General features: G+C 70.1%; 24 protein-coding genes and 1 tRNA gene. 14 read left to right on the top strand and 11 right to left on the bottom strand.

Translation table 11 applies throughout. The annotated features are described in order from the left end of the window. Nucleotides 1-53: 53 nt before the first annotated feature. Entirely contained in the window at nucleotides 54-368 is a 315-nt protein-coding gene (locus HD593_RS13045; RefSeq protein ID WP_185102424.1) for a hypothetical protein, read from the top strand. A 68-nt stretch (nucleotides 369-436) separates the two neighbouring features. Here the strand turns inward: HD593_RS13045 and HD593_RS13040 are convergent, their stop codons facing one another. After that, a complete protein-coding gene (locus tag HD593_RS13040; RefSeq protein WP_185102423.1) occupies nucleotides 437-811 on the bottom strand; it encodes a DUF5997 family protein in 375 nt (124 codons plus the stop codon). 54 nt (nucleotides 812-865) lie between these two features. On the opposite strand from HD593_RS13040, the gene HD593_RS13035 reads away from it, so the two are divergent. After that, complete coding sequence (locus HD593_RS13035) at nucleotides 866-1585, top strand: LysR family substrate-binding domain-containing protein (protein ID WP_312903447.1); 720 nt, start codon at nucleotides 866-868, stop codon at nucleotides 1583-1585. A gap of 25 nt (nucleotides 1586-1610) precedes the next feature. Here HD593_RS13035 and HD593_RS13030 read toward each other — a convergent pair whose 3' ends face one another. Continuing rightward, nucleotides 1611-1751 carry a hypothetical protein gene (locus tag HD593_RS13030; RefSeq protein WP_185102422.1) on the bottom strand — a complete coding sequence of 47 codons (141 nt, stop codon included), beginning with the start codon at nucleotides 1749-1751 and terminating at the stop codon, nucleotides 1611-1613. Between the two features lie 142 nt (nucleotides 1752-1893). Here HD593_RS13030 and HD593_RS13025 point away from each other — a divergent pair, with 142 nt between their 5' ends. The 3 genes from HD593_RS13025 to HD593_RS60280 are packed head-to-tail and all read left to right on the top strand — an operon-like array spanning nucleotide 1894 to nucleotide 3079. After that, entirely contained in the window at nucleotides 1894-2130 is a 237-nt protein-coding gene (locus tag HD593_RS13025; protein WP_185102421.1) for a hypothetical protein, read from the top strand. Between the two features lie 22 nt (nucleotides 2131-2152). Then, nucleotides 2153-2506, top strand: a complete 354-nt coding sequence (locus tag HD593_RS60285) for an ATP-binding protein (protein WP_221524746.1) — start codon at nucleotides 2153-2155, stop codon at nucleotides 2504-2506. A gap of 12 nt (nucleotides 2507-2518) precedes the next feature. Beyond that, a complete protein-coding gene (locus HD593_RS60280) occupies nucleotides 2519-3079 on the top strand; it encodes a DUF4143 domain-containing protein (protein WP_312904435.1) in 561 nt (186 codons plus the stop codon). Between the two features lie 403 nt (nucleotides 3080-3482). On the opposite strand, the gene HD593_RS13015 is transcribed toward HD593_RS60280, so the two are convergent. The 7 genes from HD593_RS13015 to HD593_RS12985 all read right to left on the bottom strand — a co-directional run bounded on the left by HD593_RS13015 (nucleotide 3483) and on the right by HD593_RS12985 (nucleotide 6848). Continuing rightward, nucleotides 3483-3554: transfer RNA gene (locus HD593_RS13015), tRNA-Val, on the bottom strand. A 17-nt stretch (nucleotides 3555-3571) separates the two neighbouring features. Beyond that, nucleotides 3572-4513 carry an ROK family protein gene (locus tag HD593_RS13010; RefSeq protein ID WP_185111807.1) on the bottom strand — a complete coding sequence of 314 codons (942 nt, stop codon included), beginning with the start codon at nucleotides 4511-4513 and terminating at the stop codon, nucleotides 3572-3574. 343 nt (nucleotides 4514-4856) lie between these two features. Next, the gene (locus tag HD593_RS13005; protein ID WP_185102420.1) at nucleotides 4857-5177 is read right to left on the bottom strand and encodes a hypothetical protein; all 321 of its coding nucleotides are present in this window, start codon (nucleotides 5175-5177) and stop codon (nucleotides 4857-4859) included. Between the two features lie 32 nt (nucleotides 5178-5209). Continuing rightward, a complete protein-coding gene (locus HD593_RS13000; protein ID WP_185111806.1) occupies nucleotides 5210-5671 on the bottom strand; it encodes a peroxiredoxin in 462 nt (153 codons plus the stop codon). Between the two features lie 31 nt (nucleotides 5672-5702). After that, nucleotides 5703-6131: a DUF3052 domain-containing protein gene (locus HD593_RS12995; protein WP_185102419.1), complete on the bottom strand. Its 429-nt coding sequence runs from the start codon at nucleotides 6129-6131 to the stop codon at nucleotides 5703-5705. 117 nt (nucleotides 6132-6248) lie between these two features. Further along, the gene (locus tag HD593_RS12990; RefSeq protein WP_185102418.1) at nucleotides 6249-6656 is read right to left on the bottom strand and encodes a secondary thiamine-phosphate synthase enzyme YjbQ; all 408 of its coding nucleotides are present in this window, start codon (nucleotides 6654-6656) and stop codon (nucleotides 6249-6251) included. A gap of 9 nt (nucleotides 6657-6665) precedes the next feature. Continuing rightward, on the bottom strand, nucleotides 6666-6848 hold the full coding sequence (locus tag HD593_RS12985) for a DUF1918 domain-containing protein (RefSeq protein WP_185102417.1): 183 nt from the start codon (nucleotides 6846-6848) through the stop codon (nucleotides 6666-6668). Between the two features lie 594 nt (nucleotides 6849-7442). Here HD593_RS12985 and aceE point away from each other — a divergent pair. From aceE to HD593_RS12970, 3 genes are all read left to right on the top strand, one after another. Next, nucleotides 7443-10190: a pyruvate dehydrogenase (acetyl-transferring), homodimeric type gene (aceE, locus tag HD593_RS12980; protein ID WP_185102416.1), complete on the top strand. Its 2748-nt coding sequence runs from the start codon at nucleotides 7443-7445 to the stop codon at nucleotides 10188-10190. A 188-nt stretch (nucleotides 10191-10378) separates the two neighbouring features. Beyond that, the gene (locus tag HD593_RS12975) at nucleotides 10379-11893 is read left to right on the top strand and encodes an alpha/beta hydrolase (RefSeq protein ID WP_185102415.1); all 1515 of its coding nucleotides are present in this window, start codon (nucleotides 10379-10381) and stop codon (nucleotides 11891-11893) included. A gap of 10 nt (nucleotides 11894-11903) precedes the next feature. After that, on the top strand, nucleotides 11904-12641 hold the full coding sequence (locus tag HD593_RS12970; RefSeq protein WP_185102414.1) for a maleylpyruvate isomerase family mycothiol-dependent enzyme: 738 nt from the start codon (nucleotides 11904-11906) through the stop codon (nucleotides 12639-12641). A 205-nt stretch (nucleotides 12642-12846) separates the two neighbouring features. Here HD593_RS12970 and HD593_RS12965 read toward each other — a convergent pair whose 3' ends face one another. Together HD593_RS12965 and HD593_RS12960 are read right to left on the bottom strand one after the other, a co-directional pair. Then, on the bottom strand, nucleotides 12847-13575 hold the full coding sequence (locus HD593_RS12965; protein WP_185102413.1) for a helix-turn-helix transcriptional regulator: 729 nt from the start codon (nucleotides 13573-13575) through the stop codon (nucleotides 12847-12849). 175 nt (nucleotides 13576-13750) lie between these two features. Next, the gene (locus tag HD593_RS12960; protein ID WP_185102412.1) at nucleotides 13751-14776 is read right to left on the bottom strand and encodes a PHP domain-containing protein; all 1026 of its coding nucleotides are present in this window, start codon (nucleotides 14774-14776) and stop codon (nucleotides 13751-13753) included. Between the two features lie 102 nt (nucleotides 14777-14878). On the opposite strand from HD593_RS12960, the gene HD593_RS12955 reads away from it, so the two are divergent. The 6 genes from HD593_RS12955 to HD593_RS12930 all read left to right on the top strand — a co-directional run bounded on the left by HD593_RS12955 (nucleotide 14879) and on the right by HD593_RS12930 (nucleotide 20141). Beyond that, nucleotides 14879-15349 (top strand): hypothetical protein, encoded by a 471-nt coding sequence (locus HD593_RS12955; protein ID WP_185102411.1) that lies wholly within the window; start codon nucleotides 14879-14881, stop codon nucleotides 15347-15349. Between the two features lie 2 nt (nucleotides 15350-15351). Next, on the top strand, nucleotides 15352-16497 hold the full coding sequence (locus tag HD593_RS12950; RefSeq protein WP_185102410.1) for a glutathionylspermidine synthase family protein: 1146 nt from the start codon (nucleotides 15352-15354) through the stop codon (nucleotides 16495-16497). A 31-nt stretch (nucleotides 16498-16528) separates the two neighbouring features. Beyond that, on the top strand, nucleotides 16529-16960 hold the full coding sequence (locus tag HD593_RS12945) for a DUF350 domain-containing protein (protein ID WP_185102409.1): 432 nt from the start codon (nucleotides 16529-16531) through the stop codon (nucleotides 16958-16960). Nucleotides 16961-17063: 103 nt separating this feature from the next. Further along, a complete protein-coding gene (locus tag HD593_RS12940; RefSeq protein ID WP_185111805.1) occupies nucleotides 17064-18188 on the top strand; it encodes a PucR family transcriptional regulator in 1125 nt (374 codons plus the stop codon). Nucleotides 18189-18291: 103 nt separating this feature from the next. Then, nucleotides 18292-19188, top strand: a complete 897-nt coding sequence (locus tag HD593_RS12935; protein WP_185102408.1) for an ACP S-malonyltransferase — start codon at nucleotides 18292-18294, stop codon at nucleotides 19186-19188. Further along, nucleotides 19185-20141, top strand: a complete 957-nt coding sequence (locus tag HD593_RS12930) for a beta-ketoacyl-ACP synthase III (protein WP_185102407.1) — start codon at nucleotides 19185-19187, stop codon at nucleotides 20139-20141. The genes HD593_RS12935 and HD593_RS12930 overlap by 4 nt, the downstream gene beginning before the upstream one ends.

Raw genomic sequence — 20141 nt, 5'->3', positions numbered from 1 at the left:
CGACGAGGGCGAGCCTGCCTGCCCTCCTCCCGGCTCCCGAGAGGCGAACTCGCGTGATCCTGGCAGTCTTACGGATGGCCGCCATCGCGGCAGGCGGCCTGAACGTCGCGCTCGGCCTCTACCTGCTGATCACGAACCGGTCCCCCCGGCTGTTCGGGCGCCGTCAGGATTGGGACCCTCGCCTGTTTGGAGGCGGGATGTCGCTCCTCGGCGCGGGCGTCGTCCTCATGACCGTGACCAACATGCTGCCCGGCCTCCCGCTCGGGCTGTCCCCGCCGTTGCTCGTCGTGAGCATCGGATGCTGCCTGTCCGGCCCGGCCCTGATGCTCTGGTCGGCCGCGACCTCGCGCGGCACCCCGGGCAACTGAAACCGCCGGCCTCCTCCGCGAGCGCGAAGGACGAGTCGGGTGCAGCCGCCCCGGACGCTAGCGCGACGCTAGCGCTGCTGCTTGAGACGCTGTGCTTCCTTGCGGGCCTCGGCCTGCACGGCCCGCTCGTGCTCCAGCCACTCCGGGTTCTCCGCCTTCAGCGCGTCGATCTCGGCGGTGGTGAGCGGCTCGGTGATGCCGGCCCTGGCCAGGCCGGAGATGGAGACGCCGAGCTTCGCGGCGACGACCTGCTTGGGGTGCGGGCCGTTGCGGCGCAGGTCGACGAGCCAGGCGGGCGGCGCGGACTGCAACGCGTTCAGCTCGTCCCTGGAGACGACTCCCGCCTGGAACTCGGCGGGAGTGGCCGAGCAGAGCACGCCCAGCTTCTTGGCCGCGGTCTCGGGCTTCATCGTCTGGATGCTCTTCGGCTTGGACGAGGTCATGACGCCAAGAGTAGTCAGTCGGGACGCTTTTCCTGACATCGGTACGCTGTGGAAGTGACTGATGGTGAGACCGGCAAGGTGTTCCGGCTGGCGTACGTGCCCGGGGTGACCCCCGCGAAATGGGTCAACATCTGGACCGAGCGGACACCCGACATACCGATCACCCTGACCTCGGCCCCCGCCTCCGAGGTGGTGGGGCTCCTGCGCGACGGCGGCGCCGACGCCGCGTTCGTCAGGCTGCCGGTCGACCGCGACGGCCTCAGCGTGATCCCGCTCTACGTGGAGACCACGGTCGTCGTGGTGCCCAAGGACCACGCGGTGGCCGCCGCCGACGAGGTGACCACCGCCGACCTGGCCGACGACGAGGTGTTCCAGCCGCTGGACGACACCATCGAGTGGCCGGCCCTCCCCGGCCTGCCCGCGTTCACCCATCCGGCCACGACGGCGGACGCGATCCAGCTGGTGGCGTCCGGCACCGGGCTGCTCCTGGTCCCGCAGTCGCTCGCGCGCCTCCACCACCGCAGGGACCTCACCTACCGCCCGGTGACGGACGCGCCGCAGTCGCAGATCGCGCTCGCCTGGCCCACGGACGCGACCACCGACCTGGTGGAGGACTTCATCGGCATCGTCCGCGGCCGGACCGTGAACAGCTCCCGGGGCCGCATTCCGGCCGCCCCCCGCGCGGACAAGCCGTCCCAGAAACCCGCACAGAACGGCTCACCCCGCCGCACCGCACGCCCCACCCGCCGAGGCAAGGGCCGCCGGCCCCGGTGACCGGCGGTCCTTGCCTTCATGCGATCTACAGATCCTTGCACCACATCCACTTGCCATCGACGTAGCACTTGTACCAGCCGTCGTTGGCCGGGTTCCAGGCGTGCGCGGGACTGCTCGCCACGCCGATCGTCAGAACCGTCGTGACGGACACCAGAACCAGAGCCATCGCCCGGCGCACACCCCGGGCCGCAACCATGTTTCTCATGCCCGCCATGCAACCCGCCGCCCCTTGGACCACTCTTGGACCTGGCTGCAACACCACTCAGGTGCCGCAGGTTTGCGGGTCGAGGCTCGGGCAGTTGCCGGTCATGGACGACGAGAAACCTCCCGAGGAGATGCCGCCCGCGGTCGGAAAGGTCTCCGGAGAGTCCGACACCCTCGCCGCACGCGCCGGAGTTCAGGTACGGGACACTCCGCGCCCGATCCCGGCCGAACCGGTCGAGCCGCCGCCCGATCCCGAGCAGAAGGCCGAGGAGGAGCGGCGGGAGGTGGCGGCCGACGCGGGCGAGGAGGCCGTGGAGCCCGACGTGGAGCCCACCGACTGAGGGACTGCCGCGTTCGTTCCCCATGCGGCAGAACGCCCACATCAAGTTCGGCAGAACGCCCACGCAAGCTTCGGCAGAACGCCCACAGCCACGACGTCACCTGGGGCTGCGCGATCTTCCAGACGCCCTGCCGGGCCGGACGGAGACCATCGAGCTGTGGCCGCTCTCCCAGGGGGAGATCGACGATGCTCCCGACGGATTCGTGGATCACGTCTTCACGCAGGATCTCGACACCACCATGCGTTCTTGTGCCCTCCGCAAGCACGACTACGTCGATCGAGCCTTGCGCGGCGGCTATCCGGAAGCGATGCGACGGGACCCTGGACGCAGACGGAACAGGTTCTTCGACTCGTACATCACCGATTTGATCACTTGAGACGTACGCCAGATCTCCGACATCGAACGCCAGCCCGCCCATGCGGGCGGCGATGACGCTCAGGAGCCTGCGCATCTCGGCCGGGCGTGGTCCTCGAATCTCACCCGGCGCGCCATCTCCACCCCGAAACTGATCACCACCGACAGCGGACTCGGCGGCCGCCTGATCGGTATGTCATCCGATCGCGCCAGGGATGTCACGGCCCCCGTCGGCCCCCTGCTCGAGAACTTCGCCACCGGCGAGGTGGCACGCCAGCTCACCTGGGCCAACGAGCCCGTCCAACTGTTCCACTACCGAGACCGGGACAAGGTCGAGGTCGACATCGTCCTGGAGCACGCGTCCGGTGAAGTGATCGGGATCGAGGCGAAAGCCGCGGAAACCGTGCGCAGCGACGATTTTCGCGGACTGCGCCACCTGGCCGACCGGCTCGGAGCCAGGTTCCGCGCCGGCTTCGTGCTCTACACCGGAGAGCAGGCGCTGGCCTTCGGCGAAAGGCTACGGGCGCTCCCCATGTCGGCCTTGTGGACGCTCGGGGCACTTCCGCGCGTGGACACCGCGAACCGAGGACAGTAGGTGGTGCTCCGCGGCGACCGGCTACTCCAGGTAGACACTCGATCCGATGCCCGCTACCCGATCTCGCGAGAGCGGCGAGGATCGCCAGGTATCCGGACACTCTCTGCATGAGATGAACGGCTGACGTCCGGAACCAGGCCGTTGACGAGGCCGAACACGCCCGGGTACGTCCCTCGCCCGTTCGGCGTCGGACTCTGGAACCTCACGTACATCGGTACTCCTGCCGCGATCGTCCTTCCGCGCGTTCTACCAGCTTCACTGCTCGCCGGCCCCATGAACAACAAAGTCGACGAGAGGACGACGAAGAAGGATTTTCAGGAGGGTGCTCGCCCGCGTGATCTCATGGCACGTCAATGGCACGACAGCCCCGTAGCATGATCGCTGCGCGGCTCCCTGATGCAGGTGGGCGGTACTGGGTTCGAACCAGTGACCCCTCGCTTGTAAGGCGAGTGCTCTACCGCTGAGCTAACCGCCCCTGATCGGCACTACACCTTACGACACCAACGGCCCCGATCGCACATCCACCGCCCACCCGGGCCCCAGCTCGGGCCGCCCAGCCGCGCGCCAGCCCAGCAGGGCCGCGCCGAGCATGCCGGCGTCCACCCCGAGGGCCGCCGGGACCAGCGGGGGTGCCTCGCGGAAGGCGAGGCGCTTGATCAGGCGGGTGCGGACCGGGTCGAACAGGGCCGGGCCCGCTTCCGCGAGGCCGCCGCCCAGGACGATGACCGAGGGGTCCAGCAGGAGCGTGTACGTGGCCAGTGCCAGCGACAGAGCCTCCACGGCCTCGTCCCAGACCTCGATGGCGATCGGGTCGTCCGAGGAGACCACCTGCTCCGCCTTGACGCCCTCCACGCCGGCCCGCTGGCTGTAGCGGCGGCCGACCGAGGCCGCCGAGGCGTACGTCTCCAGGCAGCCGAACTGGCCGCACGCGCACTGCTCGCCGTCGGGGAAGACCGGGGTATGGCCGATCTCGCCGGCCCAGCCGGAGGAGCCGCCGTACGGCTCGCCGCGGATGATCGAGGCGCCGGCGATGCCCGTGCCGATGGGCAGGAAGAGAAAGTCCGTCAGGCCGCGGCCCGCGCCGAGGATGCTCTCGGCCAGGCCGCCCGTGCGGACGTCGTGGCCGAGCATCACCGGGATGTCCAGGGTGGTGAAGCTGGATGCGGGGACGTCGCGCCAGCCGAGGTTCGCCGCGTACACGGCCGAGCTGTCCGTCACCAGGCCGGGTACGGCAAGGCCGACGCCGGCCGGGTTGCCGTCGCCGGAGGCGGCCAGGTGGCTGATGAAGCCGGAGATGGCCGCCACGACCGCCTCCGGGCCCTCGGCTCGGGGGGTCGGGCGCCGCTCGCTCAGCAGCACCGCGCCGGACTCGCTGACCAGGCCGCCCTTCATGGACGTGCCACCGACGTCGAGCGCGACGACGAACGAACTCATTGCGGACACGAAAGGAGACGATAGCGCAGCTCAGCAAATGTCCGGAAAGGGCGGGAGGTTGAACGCTCACAAGCCCCCCGGCCCCTCGTGAGGCCCTCAGGGCACGACGGACGCTCCCGTGCGCCCAGCACGGCCCCACCGGGCGATGCTCCCCCCACGGAGCCCAGCACGACCTCACCGGGCGCCAGATGCCCGCGGAGAGCCAGGCACAGCCTCACATGGCGAGTGGACACCCGCGGGACTCAGCACGGCCTCACAGGGCGGTGGACGCCCGTGGGGCCCAGGAACACGGCCTCACAGCGGCCGATGAACCACCCGTGAAGCCCCAGCCTCACAGAAGCCCTCAGGCCCGTCCCAGCACCCGGTTGAGTGCCGCCTCGACCTCGGCCGACAACCCGGGCGGTGGCGCCACGGGAGCCGGAGGGTCGAGCGCCTCGGACGAGCGGGCCAGCCGGACGGCCCCGCAGGACCGGCACTCCACCTCGCCCAGCCTGCAGATCAGCGCCGTGGACGCGCAGGTGGAGCAGGAGTCGAGGTCGAGGTCGTGCAGCCGTTGACAGTCCGGGCAGATCAGCACCTGGGACTCGTTGCGCACCCCGCGCTGCCACGGGCTGGCGCCGCGCACCGGGTCCGTCTGCCGGGCCCCGCAGCGGTAGCAGGGCATCCTTCCCTCCGAAAGTCACGAAGTCCGCGAAGTCATGAAATATCGGCGAGTGCCTTGACATAGTCGGCGACGTCGCGTGCCGAGGAGATCGGATTGACCACCGACCACCGGATCACGCCCTCGCCGTCGATGATGAAGGTCCCCCGCCGAGCGAGCCCCCTCGCATCATCGAACACACCGTACGCCTGCGCGACCTGTCCGTGTGGCCAGAAATCAGAGAGCAGGGAGAACGTGTAACCCTCGCGATCCGCCCACGCACGATGCGTGAAGACGGAGTCGACGGAGACGGTCAGCAGCCGCGCGCCCTCGATCGGGTGATCGCGCAGGGCGGACAGCTCGCTGGAACAGACCCCGCTGAACGCCAGCGGGTAGAAGACCAGCACGACCTTCTCGCCCCGGAGCCGAGCCAGGCTCACCGGGGTGCCGTGCTGGTCCTGCAGCTCGAAATCCGGAGCCAGGGCGCCGACCTCGGCAGGATGTGCGTTCACAGCCATCATCCTGCCGTACGGCAGGCGCTCAGGCTCCCTACCTCTTGCCCTTCGGCGGGACGAGCCTGGTCCCGGACCAGTCGGGTGCGGCGGAGATGCTGCTCGTCTGCGAGAGACCCGCGGTGGCGGCATCCTCCCCGATGTCGCTCGGCTCCACGTGGCCCTCGCGCCCCGCTTTGGGAGTCAGCAGCCAGATCTGGCCGCCATCGGCGAGTGATCGCATGGCGTTGGTGAGAGCGTCGAAGAGGTCCCCGTCGCCGTCGCGCCACCACAGCAGCACGACGTCCACGACGTCGTAACTGTCCTCGTCCAGCAGCTCGTTGCCGGTCAGGTCTTCGATGGACCCGCGAAGCTCGTCGTCGACGTCCTCGTCCCAACCGATCTCCTGCACCACCTGACCCGACTTGAGGCCGAGTCGTTCGGCCAGGCCGCGCTCGCCCTGCGCCTGACCCGCGGTCGCGCTCACGTTTATCCCTCCTGCTTGAGTGGCCCCGCTTATGCGGTTTATCGCTTCGGCACAGTCCACACGCTGTGACCCTCAGTCGTCAACGGTCGCCACGGGTACGGCCGTAGTCGGTCAGAATCAATCAGACAAAAACGACAGGCGAACCTGGCGTTGCGGGTTGTCGACGTTCAGATCGATCAGCGCGACAGACTGCCACGTGCCCAGCGCCATTCGCCCGCCCAGCACGGGGACGGTCGCGTACGGCGGGATCAGCGCGGGCATCACGTGCGACCTGCCGTGTCCTCTGGATCCGTGGGCATGACGCCAGCGGTCGTCGGCCGGCAGCAGGTCGCGCAGGGCCGCCAGCAGGTCGTCGTCGCTGCCCGACCCCAGCTCGAGCAGCGCGACACCCGCTGTCGCGTGCGGCACGAAGACGTGCAGCAGCCCGTCCGCACCCTGGGCCCGTACGAAATCGGCGCATTCGGCCGTGATGTCGTGCACCGTCTCTCGTGAACCCGTGGCCACAGAGATGATTTCAGATCTCACACGGAAATCCTACTTAGGCACGACCACGGCATCGGGGCCGGGAAACACCAGCCCAGTGTGCCCGTCGTCGAACCGCACCACGTACGGAGGCCCGCCGTCAGAGCCCTGCACCTCCGTGATTACGCCGCTCCGGTCCCTTTCGCCAACGGTATTCCCGTGCACCAGGAGCCGGTCGCCAACCGTCGCATTCATACCTCCCACATTGGTACGCGGATAGCCGGACGAAAAGAGTGATTCCGAACTTTTGCGGAGGCCGGAGAGAGAGATCAAATGATGACCGAATTGTTACCAGCCACGGGGCCGGCGAGGGGCCTCCGACGACGGCGCCGGAGAGAGCGGACACCCCCGACCGCCCACCACGGCAATAGAGGTGCCGCCCAGATGTGCCGTGTGCTGTGTCACACGCTCCCGCGCATGTACCACATCTCACCGCCACCTGTCACTTCAGGGGCATGCTGCCTGGTCTCCAGGGAGGGCGGCTAGACTCGCCCGCCGCGAGTGAGAAGGCTCCCCCACGGGGAGGCTACGAGCTACAGAGGGAGGCATCCCCGGCGCAACCAGGATTCGAGCGAAATTTCGTCCGTTTTCCTGTCTTGTTAAATTGTCCCAGGGATGTAACCTTTGGTGGCGATTCGTCCTACCATCGGTGGTCTAGGCCATCGCAGATGGCCCTGCCAGCAGGGACACTCTGGTTACCGGCCAGTAGAGATGCGTTTTCTACGGCTAGCGACCAGGATGGAAGGCGACCCAGACCAGACATCAGTCCATCTCGGAAGGCGAGACCCAGTGGCTTCCGGACGCCAGCGATTCTCGATCATCAGCGACGGCCTACCCAGCCAGCTGCCTGATGTCGACCCCAGCGAGACCAACGAGTGGCTCGAGTCTCTCGACAACGTCGTCAAGACCGAAGGCCGCACCAGAGCCCGCTACCTCATGCTCCGCATGCTGGAACGCGCCCGCGAGCACCAGGTCGGCGTGCCGGGCCTGCGCAGCACCGACTACATCAACACGATCCCGCCGGAGCGCGAGCCCTGGTTCCCTGGCGACGAGCACGTCGAGCGCCGCATCCGCGCCTATATCCGCTGGAACGCGGCCATCATGGTGTCCCGGGCGAACGCCCGCACCAACGTGGGCGGCCACATCGCCACCTACGCCTCGGCCGCCTCCCTGTACGAGGTGGGCTTCAACCACTTCTTCCGCGGCAAGGACCACGGCGAGTCGGGCGACCAGGTCTTCTTCCAGGGCCACGCGGCCCCGGGCATCTACGCCCGCGCCTTCCTCGAGGGGCGGCTCAACGAGGCGCAGCTCGACGCCTTCCGCCAGGAGCTGTCGCACGGCTTCCACGGCCTGCCCTCCTACCCGCACCCGCGCCTGATGCCGGACTTCTGGGAGTTCCCGACGGTCTCGATGGGCCTGGGCCCGATCGGCGCGATCTACCAGGCGCGGTTCAACCGCTACCTGCTCAACCGGCAGATCAAGGACACCAGCCGCAGCCACGTGTGGGCGTTCCTCGGCGACGGCGAGATGGACGAGCCCGAGTCGCTCGGCGCGATCGGCCTGGCCGCTCGTGAGGAGCTCGACAACCTCACGTTCGTGATCAACTGCAACCTGCAGCGGCTCGACGGCCCGGTACGCGGCAACGGCAAGATCATCCAGGAGCTGGAGTCGTACTTCCGCGGCGCCGGCTGGAACGTCATCAAGGTCGTGTGGGGCCGCGACTGGGACCCGCTGCTGGCGGCCGACGTCGACGGCGTGCTGGTCAACCAGATGAACACCACCCCCGACGGCCAGTTCCAGACGTACTCGGTCGAGTCGGGCGCCTACATCCGCGACAACTTCTTCGGCTCCGACCCGCGCCTGCGCAAGATGGTCGAGCACCTGACCGACGACGACATCCGCAAGCTGTCGCGCGGCGGCCACGACTACCGCAAGGTGTACGCGGCGTTCAAGGCGGCCCGCGAGCACGTCGGCCAGCCGACGGTGATCCTGGCCCAGACCATCAAGGGCTGGACGCTGGGCAAGGACTTCGAGGCGCGCAACGCCACCCACCAGATGAAGAAGCTCACCAAGGCCGAGCTGAAGGAGTTCAGGGACCGGCTCTACCTGCCGATCCCCGACTCGGCCCTGGAGGGCGACCTGCCCCCGTACTTCCACCCGGGCGAGAACGACCCCGAGATCCAGTACATGAAGGAGCGCCGCGCGGCGCTCGGCGGCGTGCTGCCCAAGCGGGTCATGCGCGCCAAGCCGGTCAAGCTGCCCGGCGACGAGGTCTACGGCACCTTCAGCAAGGGCTCCGGCAAGCAGCAGGTCGCCACCACCATGGCGTTCGTGCGGCTGCTGAAGGACCTCATGCGCGACAAGGAGATCGGCCACCGGTTCGTGCCGATCATCCCGGACGAGGCCCGCACGTTCGGTCTGGACGCGATGTTCCCGACGGCCAAGATCTACTCGCCGCACGGGCAGACGTACGAGGCCGTGGACCGCGAGCTGCTGCTGTCGTACAAGGAGTCCGTGCAGGGGCAGATCCTGCACGAGGGCATCAGCGAGTCGGGCTCGATGGCCTCGACCATCGCGGCCGGCACCGCGTACGCCACGCACGGCGAGCACATGATCCCGATCTACATCTTCTACTCGATGTTCGGGTGGCAGCGCACCGGCGACGCGATGTGGCAGATGGGCGACCAGATGGGCCGCGGCTTCCTGCTCGGCGCCACCGCGGGCCGCACCACGCTCAACGGCGAGGGCCTGCAGCACGAGGACGGCCACACGCCGCTCATCGCCTCGACGAACCCGGCCGCCGTCTCCTACGACCCGTCCTGGGCGTTCGAGGTGGCGCACATCGTCAAGGACGGCCTCAGGAGGATGTACGGCGACCAGCCGGAGGACATCTTCTACTACCTGACCGTCTACAACGAGCCCTACCTGCAGCCGGCCCAGCCGGCGGACATCGACGTGCAGGGCCTGCTCAAGGGCCTGTACAAGTTCGCCGACGGGCCGCAGACGCAGGGCCCGAAGGCCAACATCCTGTCCTCCGGGGTGGCGGGCCCGTGGGCGATGGAGGCGCAGCGGCTGCTGGCCGAGGACTGGGGCGTGTCGGCCACCGTGTGGTCGGCGACGTCGTGGTCCGAGCTGCGCCGCGAGGCCCTCGCGTGCGAGGAGCACAACCTGCTCAACCCCGAGGCCGAGCGCCGCGTCCCGTACGTCACCGAGGCGCTCTCGCAGGCCCAGGGCCCGTTCGTGGGCGTCAGCGACTACATGAAGGCCGTCCAGGACCAGATCGCGCAGTGGGTGCCGGGTGACTGGTCCTCGCTGGGCACCGACGGGTTCGGCCTGTCCGACACCCGCTCGGCGCTGCGCCGCCACTTCCACGTGGACGCCGCCTCGATCACGCTGGCCGTGCTGACCAGCCTGGTCAAGCGGGGCGAGCTCGACGGCGAGGTGCTGCGCGAGGCCATCGCCAAGTACCACCTCAAGAACGGCGTCACCGAGGCCGGCGGCGCGGAGAGCAACGACACCCAGTCCATGGGAGTCTGAGTCATCCAGTAGGGGCGCTCCCGCGAAAGATTCTTCGCGGGAGCGCCGTCATATCCGGCCGTCCGCGCCGTTTGGCCTAGTGAGGCGGCACGTTCAGGAGGGGTACGTGCCGCCTCACCCTGGTTTGGTGCACGGTCACGTATTGTGGGCACTACTTCCCCCTGAGAGATGTGAGGGGAAGTTTCGTCATGCGTCGCGTCACAGCCGCCGCCCTGCTCCTGGCGGCCACCGCCGGTTGCTCCACGGCACCCGCAGAGCCCGCCTCCGGGCCGTCAGCGGACTCCACAGCCGCTTCCGACCAGATCGCCTGGGGTCCCTGCACCGATATCAAGCGCCCTGACGGCGAGCCGCCGGCCCGCCAGGACGCCTCGGTACGGTGCGGCAAGCTCGCGGTGCCCCTCGACTACGCCAAGCCCGACGGCGAGAAGCTGGACCTGGCGCTGATCAAGCTGCCGGCGACCGGCGGCCAGAGCAAGCGGCTGGGCTCGGTGCTGTTCAACTTCGGCGGCCCCGGCGCGTCCGGCGTGGACACGCTCGACCAGGCCGCCAAGGCGCTCACCGCGCTGCGTGCCCGCTACGACCTGATCAGCTTCGACCCGCGCGGCGTCGAGCGCAGCTCGGGCGTGCGCTGCGGTGACGGCGCCGAGATGGACAAGTTCGTGGCGCTGGACACGCTGCCGCCGGACGACGAGACCGACAGGGAGGTCGCGGCGGCCAACAAGCGCTTCGCCGCGCTCTGCCAGCAGAACTCCGGCAAGATCCTGCCCTACGTCGGCACCGTGAACGCCGCCCGGGACATGGACCGCATGCGCGACGCCCTCGGCGACCCCAAGCTCAACTACGTCGGCATGTCGTACGGCACCCAGCTCGGCGGCGTCTACGCCACCCTGTTCCCCAAGAACGTGGGCCGCATGGTGCTGGACGCGCCGCTGGACCCGACGGTCACGTTCGAGCAGCGCACGCTGGCGCAGACGCGCGGCTTCCAGAAGGCGTACGAGAGTTTCCTGCGCGCCTGCGTGAAGGAGACCTGCGCGCTCGGCAAGGACCAGGCCACCGCCAACACCAACGTCGAGAACCTGCTGAACCAGCTCACCGCCCAGCCGCTGAAGGTCGGCAACCGCGAGCTGAGCCAGGGCCTGGCCTCCACGGGCGTGGCCGCCGCGCTGTACTCGGAGCTGACCTGGCCGTTCCTGGAGGAGGCGCTGGGCGCGGCGCTCAAGGGCAACGGGGAGGCGCTGCTGTACCTGGCCGACTCCTACACCGGCCGCAGCCCCGACGGCAGCTTCTCCACGCAGATGACCAGCTTCCCGGCCATCACCTGCGTGGACACCGCCGAACGGCCCGACGAGGCGACGCTGCGGCGCACCGAGCAGGCCGCGCTGAAGATCTCGCCGCTGTTCGGCAGCGAGGGCTCGGGCGGGCTGTGCCGGGTGTGGCCGGCCAAGGGCAGCGACGAGGCCCGGCACGTCAACGCCACCGGGTCCGCGCCGATCGTGGTGGTGGGCGGCAAGGGCGACCCGGCCACGCCGTACGAGTGGGCGCCCAAGCTGACGGCCCAGCTCAAGACCGCGACGCTGGTCACGTACGAGGGCGAGGGGCACGGGGCGTACCTGTCGGGCAGCAAGTGCGTGCAGGGCCTCGTGGACGCCTACCTGATCGACGGCAAGGTGCCCGCCAAGGGCGCGAGCTGCCCGGCGGCCTAGTCTGGGCGGCGTGACGGACTACCACTCCCAGATCGAGACGGAGGCCGCCCGCCTGGCGGCCCTGGCCGGCGACCTGTCCGTCCCGGTGCCGACGTGCCCGGGATGGACGATGGCCGAGCTGATCACGCATGTCGGCCAGACCCACCGCTGGACCGTGCACATGCTGCGCAACCGCGTCCAGGAGCGCCTCTGGTCGCGGCAGGTGCCCAGCGGGCTGGCCGAGGGGCAGAGCGGCGACGCGGCCTGGCTGGCGGCGGGCGCCGCGGAGCTGCTGGAAGTCCTGCGTGAGACCGACCCGGCCATGGAGGTGTGGACGTGGGGCCCGGACAAGCGGGCCTCGTGGTGGCCGCGCCGGATGCTCTTCGAGCTGGTGGTGCACCGGGCCGACGCCGAGCTCGCGCTCGGCGCCGACCCGGAGATCCCGGCGGGGACCGCGATCGACGGGGTCGAGGAGTTCCTCCACAACCTGCCGTCGGCCGCGTGGGTCACCAAGTCCCTGGCGGAGCTCGGCGCGGAGGGGGCCACGATCCACCTCCACGCCGGCGACGCCGACGGCGAATGGACCATCACGCAGGGCCCCGCCGGGAAGATCGAGTGGGCGCGCGGGCACGCCAAGGGCGACGTCGCCGTGCGGGGCCCGGTGAGCGACCTGCTGCTCCTGCTGTACGGCCGCCGCTCCCCCGACGCCCTCACCGTGCACGGCGACCGGGCCCTGCTGGACCGCTGGCTGTCTGCCGCCGCCTTCTGACCGGAGCCCTGGACGCGCCGCCGTTCGGCGATCGGCGGCGTGTCCAGAGCGAGGGGTGGACCGCTCCCTGGCTGGGACACGGCCCGCTCGCCTGCCGGGTGGTCGCGGGGAAGGCGCTGTCCCGGCGTACGAGCGATCTTCATTTTTCGAACAAGACAACGATCTACCGTATTGGCGACAACCCTATGTCGGTGTTTTCGGGTCATTAATCGAGCAGGGTGCCGTGCACGGCCATCTCCGGCACCTCGGTGGCGAAGCCTTCGAGCGGCCGGTCGGGGCAGCGCTCGGCGGTGACGGTGGCGGCGGCGATGCGATCGAGGCGGAAGACGCGGACGTCGTCGCGCAGCCGGCACCACGCCACGAGATACCAGAAGCCGCCCCGCCCGCCCAGGAACACCCCGGGCTCCACGTCACGCGAGGTGATCGCGCCCTTGGCGTCGGCGTACTCGAGCCTGAGCACCCGCCGCCGCAGCAGCGCCTCCTCGATGGCCCGGGAGATGCCCTCGGCGCCCAGCGGCTGGATCTCGCTGCCCTGCTCGGGCGGCAGGTGGACGAGCTGCACGCGCCGCGCCAGCTCCCTGGCCAGGTCGCCCTCGGGCCCCGGCATCGCGGCCACCACCTTGCGTAACGCGCTGCGCGCCTGCCGCCCGAACGGCTGGTCGCCGGCCTGGCTGAGCGCGACGGCGATGGCCACGGCCTCGGCGGGGGTGAAGTTGAGCGGGGGCAGCGACATCTTCTTGTCGATGGCGTAACCGCCCTTGCGGCCGGGCTCCGCGTAGATCGGCACCCCGGACTCCTGCAACGCCGCGATGTCACGCTCGATCGTGCGCACGCTCACCTCGAACCGCCGGGCGATCTCGCGGGCGGAGCGGCAGCGGGGCGCGATGGCGCGCAGGTCTTCGACGAGCGCGTAGAGCCGATCGGTACGGTTCACAGCCGGGACGCTACGCCCCGCCACCGACAATCGCGGGGCGCTCGGCAGCCACGGGCACACTCCCGTAACCGCGGGGCCACAGGAGTCTCACGCCTGGGCCACTGCCCCAGGCTCCTCTCCGGGGAGAGTACGCCGGAACGGGCTTTCCCGCCACGCAACGACGCGCCGTTTTTTCCTACCCCTGGCGGGTCCAGCCGACGAGCCGGTCGAGCGGCCAGGCGTTGACGATCCGCTCCGCCTCGATCCCGCACCTGGCGGCGCGCTCGCACCCGTACCGCTGCCAGTCGAGCTGCCCGGGCGCGTGCGCGTCGGAGTCGATCGCGAACACGCACCCCATCTCGTACGCCAGCCGCATCAGCCGCTTCGGCGGGTCCAGCCGGTCGGGCCTGGAGTTGATCTCGACCGCCACCCCGAACCGCCGGCACGCCTCGAAGACCAGCTCCGCCTCGAAGTCCGACTCCGGCCGCTTCACGCCGCGCTTCCCGCCGGCCTGCACGACGCGTCCCGTGCAGTGCCCGAGCACGTCCACGAGCGGGTTGGCGATGGCGGTGACCATGCGGCGGGTCATCTCCTCCCCGCCCATCCGCAGCTTGGAGTGCACGCTGGCGACCACCACGTCGAGCCGCTCCAGCAGTTCGGGCTCCTGGTCGAGCGAGCCGTCGAGGTTGATGTCCACCTCGATGCCGGTCAGGATCCTGAACGGCGCCATCCGCTCGTTCACCTTGGCCACCACGTCGAGCTGCCGTTCCAGCCGCTCCGCCGACAACCCCTTGGCCACGGTCAGGCGCGGCGAGTGGTCGGTCAGCGCCAGGTAGTCGTGCCCGAGCGCGACGGCCGCCTCGGCCATCTCCTCGATCGGCGAGCCTCCGTCGGACCAGTCGGAGTGGCTGTGCAGGTCGCCCTTGAGCGCCGCCCGCAGCTCCGCCGTCTCGGCGTCGAGCTCCACCCCGGCGGTCGCCCGCATCCTCCGCAAGTACGTCGGAACCTGCCCATCGAGGCTTTCGTTGACCACAAGAGCCGTGACTTTCCCAATTCCGGGCAAGTCGCCGAGCGCACCGCTGTGGGCCAGATGGGCGAGCTCGTCGGGGGACAGCTCGCCCACGACCGCGGCGGCACGCCGGAAGGCACGCACGCGGTACGTGGGCTCGCCCGCGCGCTCCAGGAGAAAGGCGATCTCGCGCAGGGCCTCGACCGGATCCATGGGTTCATTCATACCCAAGTGAACGACAAGAGCAGAGCACTACCAATTGAACGGGGACAAGGGCCGCCGCTAGGCTGATCGGCCCAGGAAAGCAGGAGTTTGATGGCAAAACCGCCGCAGGCGACCAATGAACCGCCGCGCAAATCGTCCAAGGTCGTCCCGCTGGTCGTTCTCGGGGTGCTGTCCGTGATGGTCGTCGGCTACTGTGCCGCCGTGTCGGATGACGACGACGAGGTCACCGCCGACTGCGTGATGCTGGTGGAGGACGACGACGCGACCCTCACCCCGTCGCCTTCTCCATCCCCGTCGCCGGGCGTCGTCACCTCCTCGCCCCCCGCCGGGTCGTACGTGGTGGTCGACGACTCCTACTGCGACGACGACAACCGCGGCGGCACGAGCTACTACTACGGGGGTTCGCGCGGAGCGTACGTCTGGTACTACGGCGGTAACCGGGTCGGCAACCGGGTCCAGGGCGGCACCACGCTCAAGCCCTCCGACGTGACCATCACCAGCCGCAGCGGCAAGGAGATCCAGCGCGGCGGCTTCGGCCGGAGCTGGACCGGCGGGAGCTGACCGTGCGCCGCGAACATTCCGCTCCCAGGAACGGCTGGGAGAAGACGATCGAGAGCCAGGGGCTGGCCTACCACCGCGCCGCCCACCCGTCCGGGCTGAGCAGGCCGTACTGGGACGAGTCCGTCCACTACGTCTTCTCGATGGAGGAGGTGGAGGAGCTGGAGCGGCAGGTCGAGGAGCTGCACCGGATGTGCCTGCGGGCCGTCGACCACGTGGTCGAGGCCGGCCGCTACGCCGACTTCGCCATCCCCGAGTGGGCCTGGGAGGAGGTCGCGCGCTCGTGGGAGCGCCGCGACGCCTACGTCTACGCCCGCTTCGACCTGCGCTACGACGGCACCGGCCCGGCCAAGCTGCTGGAGTACAACGCCGACACGCCCACCTCGCTGCTGGAGTCGTCGGTGGTGCAGTGGTTCTGGCTGCAGGACGTCTTCCCCGGGGACGACCAGTGGAACTCCGTCCACGAGCGGCTCATCGACCGCTGGCGGGAGCTGCGGCTGCCGCCGGGCCCCACGCACTTCGCGTTCACCAACGCCGACGAGACCGGCGAGGAGGCCATGACCGTGGCCTACCTCCAGGAGACCGCCGAGCAGGCGGGCCTGCCGACCGTGGCCGTGGCCATGGAGGACATCGGCTGGGACTCTCTCAACCGCCGCTTCGTGGACGTCGAGGAACGCGTGATCCGCTCGGTGTTCAAGCTCTACCCGTGGGAGTGGATGCTGTCGGACGACTTCGGCCGGCACGCCGTGCGGCACGCCACCTGGTTCGAGCCGCTGTGGAAGACGCTGCTGTCGAACAAGGCGCTGCTGGCGGTGTTGTGGGAGCTCAACCCGGGCCACCCCAACCTGCTGCCCGCCTACCTCGACGGCCCTCGCGACCTGACCTCCTACATCGCCAAGCCGCTGCTCGGCAGGGAGGGCGCCTCGATGCGCATCGTCACGCCCGAGGGCACCCAGGAGACGCCGGGGAGCTACGGCCGGGAAGGCTACGTCTTCCAGGGCTTCGAGGCCCTGCCCGTCTTCGAGGGGCAGCGGCCGGTGCTCGGCGCCTGGATGGTCGCCGACGAGTCCGCCGGCCTGGGCATCAGGGAGACGACCGGCCTCATCACCGACGACACCTCCTCCTTCGTCCCCCACCGCATTGCGCTTTGATCCCTACACCCCTGCACGAAATGGAACTGACGTGACCCTGCTCGAAACCCTCGCCCGCGGCTCGGGAGCCATCGCCGCCTACGCCGCCGTCGGCCTGATCCTGATGATCGTCGGCTTCTACGTGATCGACTGGGCCACCCCCGGCAAGCTGAGCGAGATCATCCGCAGCGAGCGGAACCCGAACGCCACCCTGCTGGCCACCTCCGCCCTGGCCGCCGTCGGCCTGATCGTGGCCGCCTCCATCTGGGCCTCCGGCGGCCGGCTCGCCGAGGGGCTGGCGGGCACGGCGGTGTTCGGGCTGGTGGGCATCGTGGTGCAGACGGTGGCGATGCTGGTGTTCGACCGGATCGTCGGGATCTCCGTACGGGACCTGGTCAAGGAGCCCGAGCTGCAGCCCGGCGCGCGGCTGCTCGCCGTGACCCACCTGGCGATCGGCCTGATCACCGCGGTCGCCGTGATCTAGCACCGGCCCGAACCACCGTTCCGGTCATCCGGAGGGACCTGGCACTCTAGGAGGCGTGACAGACCGGACCCGGGAGGACACCACCCGCAGGCTCGAGCGAGCCATGGGCTCGCTCGGCACCGCGGCCATGTCCCGGATGGACGAGCAGCTTCCCTGGTTCCGCGCGCTCAGCGCGGAGGACCGGTCGTGGGTCGGGCTCGTCGCCCAGGCCGGCATCGCCGCGTTCGTGGAGTGGTTCCAGCACGCGGGCAAGGACCGGCCCACGCCCAGCATCGAGTTCTTCGGCACCGCGCCGCGCGAGCTCAAGCGCTCCATCTCGTTGCAGCAGACCGTGGACATCGTCCGGGTCGTGGTCGAGGTGGTCGAGGCGCAGACCCACGAGCTGGCCGCGCCCGGCGGCGAGGACCAGCTCCAGCAGGCCATGCTGCGTTACACGCGCGACGTGGCCTTCGCCGCCGCGCACGTCTACGCCCGCGAGGCCGAGGCCAGGGGCTCGTGGGACGCCCGGCTGGAGGCCCTGATCGTCGACGCCCTCGTGCGCGGCGAGGTGGACGACGGCCTGCACTCCTGGGCGGCCGCGCTCGGCTGGACCTCCTCCCCCGTGGTCGTCATCGCCGGTCACGCCCCCGACGACGATCCGCGCGCCGTCATCGACGGGCTGCGCGAGAAGGGCCGCCGCATCGGCATGGACCTGCTGGCCGGGGTGCAGGCCGACCGGCTGATCGTGATCGTCGGCGGCGCCGGCAGCGTCGACGACGCGGCCAAGCAGGTCGTGGCCCGCTTCGGCGTGGGCCCCATCGTCATCGGCCCCGAGGTGCCCGACCTGCACGCCGCCGCCCGTTCCGCCAGGGCGGCCCTGGCCGGGCTGAAGGCGTCCTGCGGCTGGCCCGACGCGCCCAGGCCGGTGCACGCCGAGGACCTGCTGGCCGAGCGGGCGCTCGACGGCGACACCGACGCCAGGGAGCAGCTCATCGAGAACGTCTACCTGCCGCTCGCCGGCACCCCGCTGCTCGACACGCTCGCGACGTACCTGGAGCAGGGCACGTCGCTGGAGGCGACGGCGCGGCTGCTGTTCGTGCACCCCAACACCGTGCGCTACCGGCTGAAGAAGATCACCGAGCTGACCGGCTACCAGCCCACCGAGGGCAGGTCCGCGTTCACGCTGCAGGTGGGCCTGATCCTGGGAAGGCTGGCGGAAAGTGCTGAAACGTGGCGGGCTCTAACGTAATGCCGCCGAAATCCCCACTGTAGGGTTCCTACAAATCACCCAGGACAAAGTTCGTACGGATCTCCATCCGCGTGTCGAAGTTCTACAGGGCAAGGTGGTTTTTGTGCTTGTACTCGTCGCCCCGGGCCAAGGTGCCCAAACGCCGGGCTTCCTGACCCCATGGCTCGAACTGCCCGGCCTGGCCGACAGGCTGGGCTCCTGGTCGGAGGTAGCGGGGATCGACCTGGTCGCCTACGGCACCACCGCGGGCGCCGACGAGATCCGCGACACCGCCGTCGCGCAACCCCTGCTCGTGGCCGCCGCGCTGGCCGCCGCCGAGGCGCTCGGCGCGACCCCGGACCTGCTGGCCGGCCACAGCGTCGGCGAGTTCGCCGCCGCCGCGCTGGCCGGGGTGCTCACCCCCGAGCAGGCGCTCCACCTGGTACGTGAGCGCGCCCAGGCCATGGCCAAGGCCGCCGCCGTCACCGAGACCGGCATGACCGCCGTGCTCGGCGGCGTGGCGGAGGAGGTGCTGGCCGGCATCGAGAAGCACGGGCTCACCCCCGCCAACATCAACGGCGCCGGCCAGATCGTGGCCGGCGGCACCCTGGAGCAGCTGGCGGCGTTCAAGGACGACGCGCCGGCCCGCGCCCGCCTCATCCCGCTCTCCGTCGCGGGAGCCTTCCACACCCACCACATGGCCCCCGCCGTCGAGAGCCTGCGCGAAGCCGCCTGGAACGTCGTACCGGCGGACCCCGGCATCACCCTGCTGTCCAACTCCGACGGGCAGGCGGTCGCGACCGGCGCCGAGTTCCTCCAGAGACTGGTCAACCAGGTCAGCAGCCCCGTCAGGTGGGACGCCTGCATGGAGACCATGGCCGGGCTCGGCGTCACCAAGATGATCGAGTTGCTGCCCGGCGGCACGCTGACCGGCCTCGCCAAGCGCGGCCTGCGCGGCGTGCAGACCGTGGCGCTGAAGACCCCCGACGACCTCGACGCGGCCAGGGAGCTGATCAAGTGAGGATCCCCGACATCGCCCCAGGCGGCAGGGTGCTGGCCCTCGGCCACTACCAGCCGTCGAACGTCGTCACCAATGACGACCTGGCCAAGACCATGGAGACCAACGACGAGTGGATCCAGTCCCGGGTCGGCATCAAGGAGCGCAGGGTCGCCCCGGCAGGCGAGTCGCTCGAGGACATGGCCACCATCGCCGGCGGCAAGGCGCTGGCCGCCAGCGGCCTGACCGCTGACGACATCGACCTGGTCATCGTGGCCACCTGCACGCTCGAGACCCAGATCCCCAACGCCTCCGCCGTCGTGGCGCACCGCCTCGGCATCAAGTCGCCCGGCGCGTTCGACGTCAACGCCGCCTGTGCCGGGTTCTGCTACGCGCTCGGCACCGCCGACGCGGCCGTCCGTGCGGGGACGGCCCGCAACGTGCTGGTCATCGGCGCGGAGAAGCTGTCACAGTGGGTCGACTGGACCGACAGGTCCACCGCCGTGATCTTCGCCGACGGGGCCGGAGCGGCCGTGGTCGGCCCGTCCGAGACCCCCGGCATCGGCCCCGTGGTGTGGGGCAGCGCCGGCGACAAGGCCGACGCGATCGCCATCAAGGACCGCGACCACTTCCTCCACCAGGAGGGCCAGACGGTCTTCCGCTGGGCCACCACGGCCCTGCACCCGGTGGCGCTGGAGGCCTGCTCCCGCGCGGGCGTGGACCCGTCGGAGCTGGCCGCCTTCGTGCCGCACCAGGCCAACCTGCGCATCATCGAGGCCATCGCCCGCAAGCTGGGCGCCGGCAAGGCCGTCATCGCCCGCGACATCGTCAACGCCGGCAACACCTCGGCCGCCTCGATCCCGCTGGCGCTCTCGCGCATGCTGGAGCGCGGCGAGGTCCGGTCGGGCGAGCCGGCGCTGCTGCTCGGCTTCGGCGCGGGCCTGACGTACGCGGGCCAAGTGATCGAGATCCCCTAA

Source organism: Nonomuraea rubra (assembly GCF_014207985.1).
Classification (GTDB): Bacteria; Actinomycetota; Actinomycetes; order Streptosporangiales; family Streptosporangiaceae; genus Nonomuraea; species Nonomuraea rubra.
The sequence above is the reverse complement of the archived record's forward strand: the minus strand, read 5'-3'. Positions and strand labels throughout refer to the sequence as shown.

Bases quoted from the DNA above. Each gene is read 5' to 3' on its own strand.
- HD593_RS13040 (WP_185102423.1), bottom strand. From the start codon at position 811: ATGACCTCGTCCAAGCCGAAGAGCATCCAGACGATGAAGCCCGAGACC.
- HD593_RS13030 (WP_185102422.1), bottom strand. From the start codon at position 1,751: ATGGCTCTGGTTCTGGTGTCCGTCACGACGGTTCTGACGATCGGCGTG.
- HD593_RS13025 (WP_185102421.1), top strand. From the start codon at position 1,894: ATGGACGACGAGAAACCTCCCGAGGAGATGCCGCCCGCGGTCGGAAAG.
- HD593_RS60285 (WP_221524746.1), top strand. From the start codon at position 2,153: ATGCGGCAGAACGCCCACATCAAGTTCGGCAGAACGCCCACGCAAGCT.
- HD593_RS13010 (WP_185111807.1), bottom strand. From the start codon at position 4,513: ATGAGTTCGTTCGTCGTCGCGCTCGACGTCGGTGGCACGTCCATGAAG.
- HD593_RS13005 (WP_185102420.1), bottom strand. From the start codon at position 5,177: ATGCCCTGCTACCGCTGCGGGGCCCGGCAGACGGACCCGGTGCGCGGC.
- HD593_RS13000 (WP_185111806.1), bottom strand. From the start codon at position 5,671: ATGGCTGTGAACGCACATCCTGCCGAGGTCGGCGCCCTGGCTCCGGAT.
- HD593_RS12985 (WP_185102417.1), bottom strand. From the start codon at position 6,848: ATGAATGCGACGGTTGGCGACCGGCTCCTGGTGCACGGGAATACCGTT.
- HD593_RS12975 (WP_185102415.1), top strand. From the start codon at position 10,379: ATGCGTCGCGTCACAGCCGCCGCCCTGCTCCTGGCGGCCACCGCCGGT.
- HD593_RS12960 (WP_185102412.1), bottom strand. From the start codon at position 14,776: ATGGATCCGGTCGAGGCCCTGCGCGAGATCGCCTTTCTCCTGGAGCGC.
- HD593_RS12955 (WP_185102411.1), top strand. From the start codon at position 14,879: ATGGCAAAACCGCCGCAGGCGACCAATGAACCGCCGCGCAAATCGTCC.
- HD593_RS12940 (WP_185111805.1), top strand. From the start codon at position 17,064: ATGGGCTCGCTCGGCACCGCGGCCATGTCCCGGATGGACGAGCAGCTT.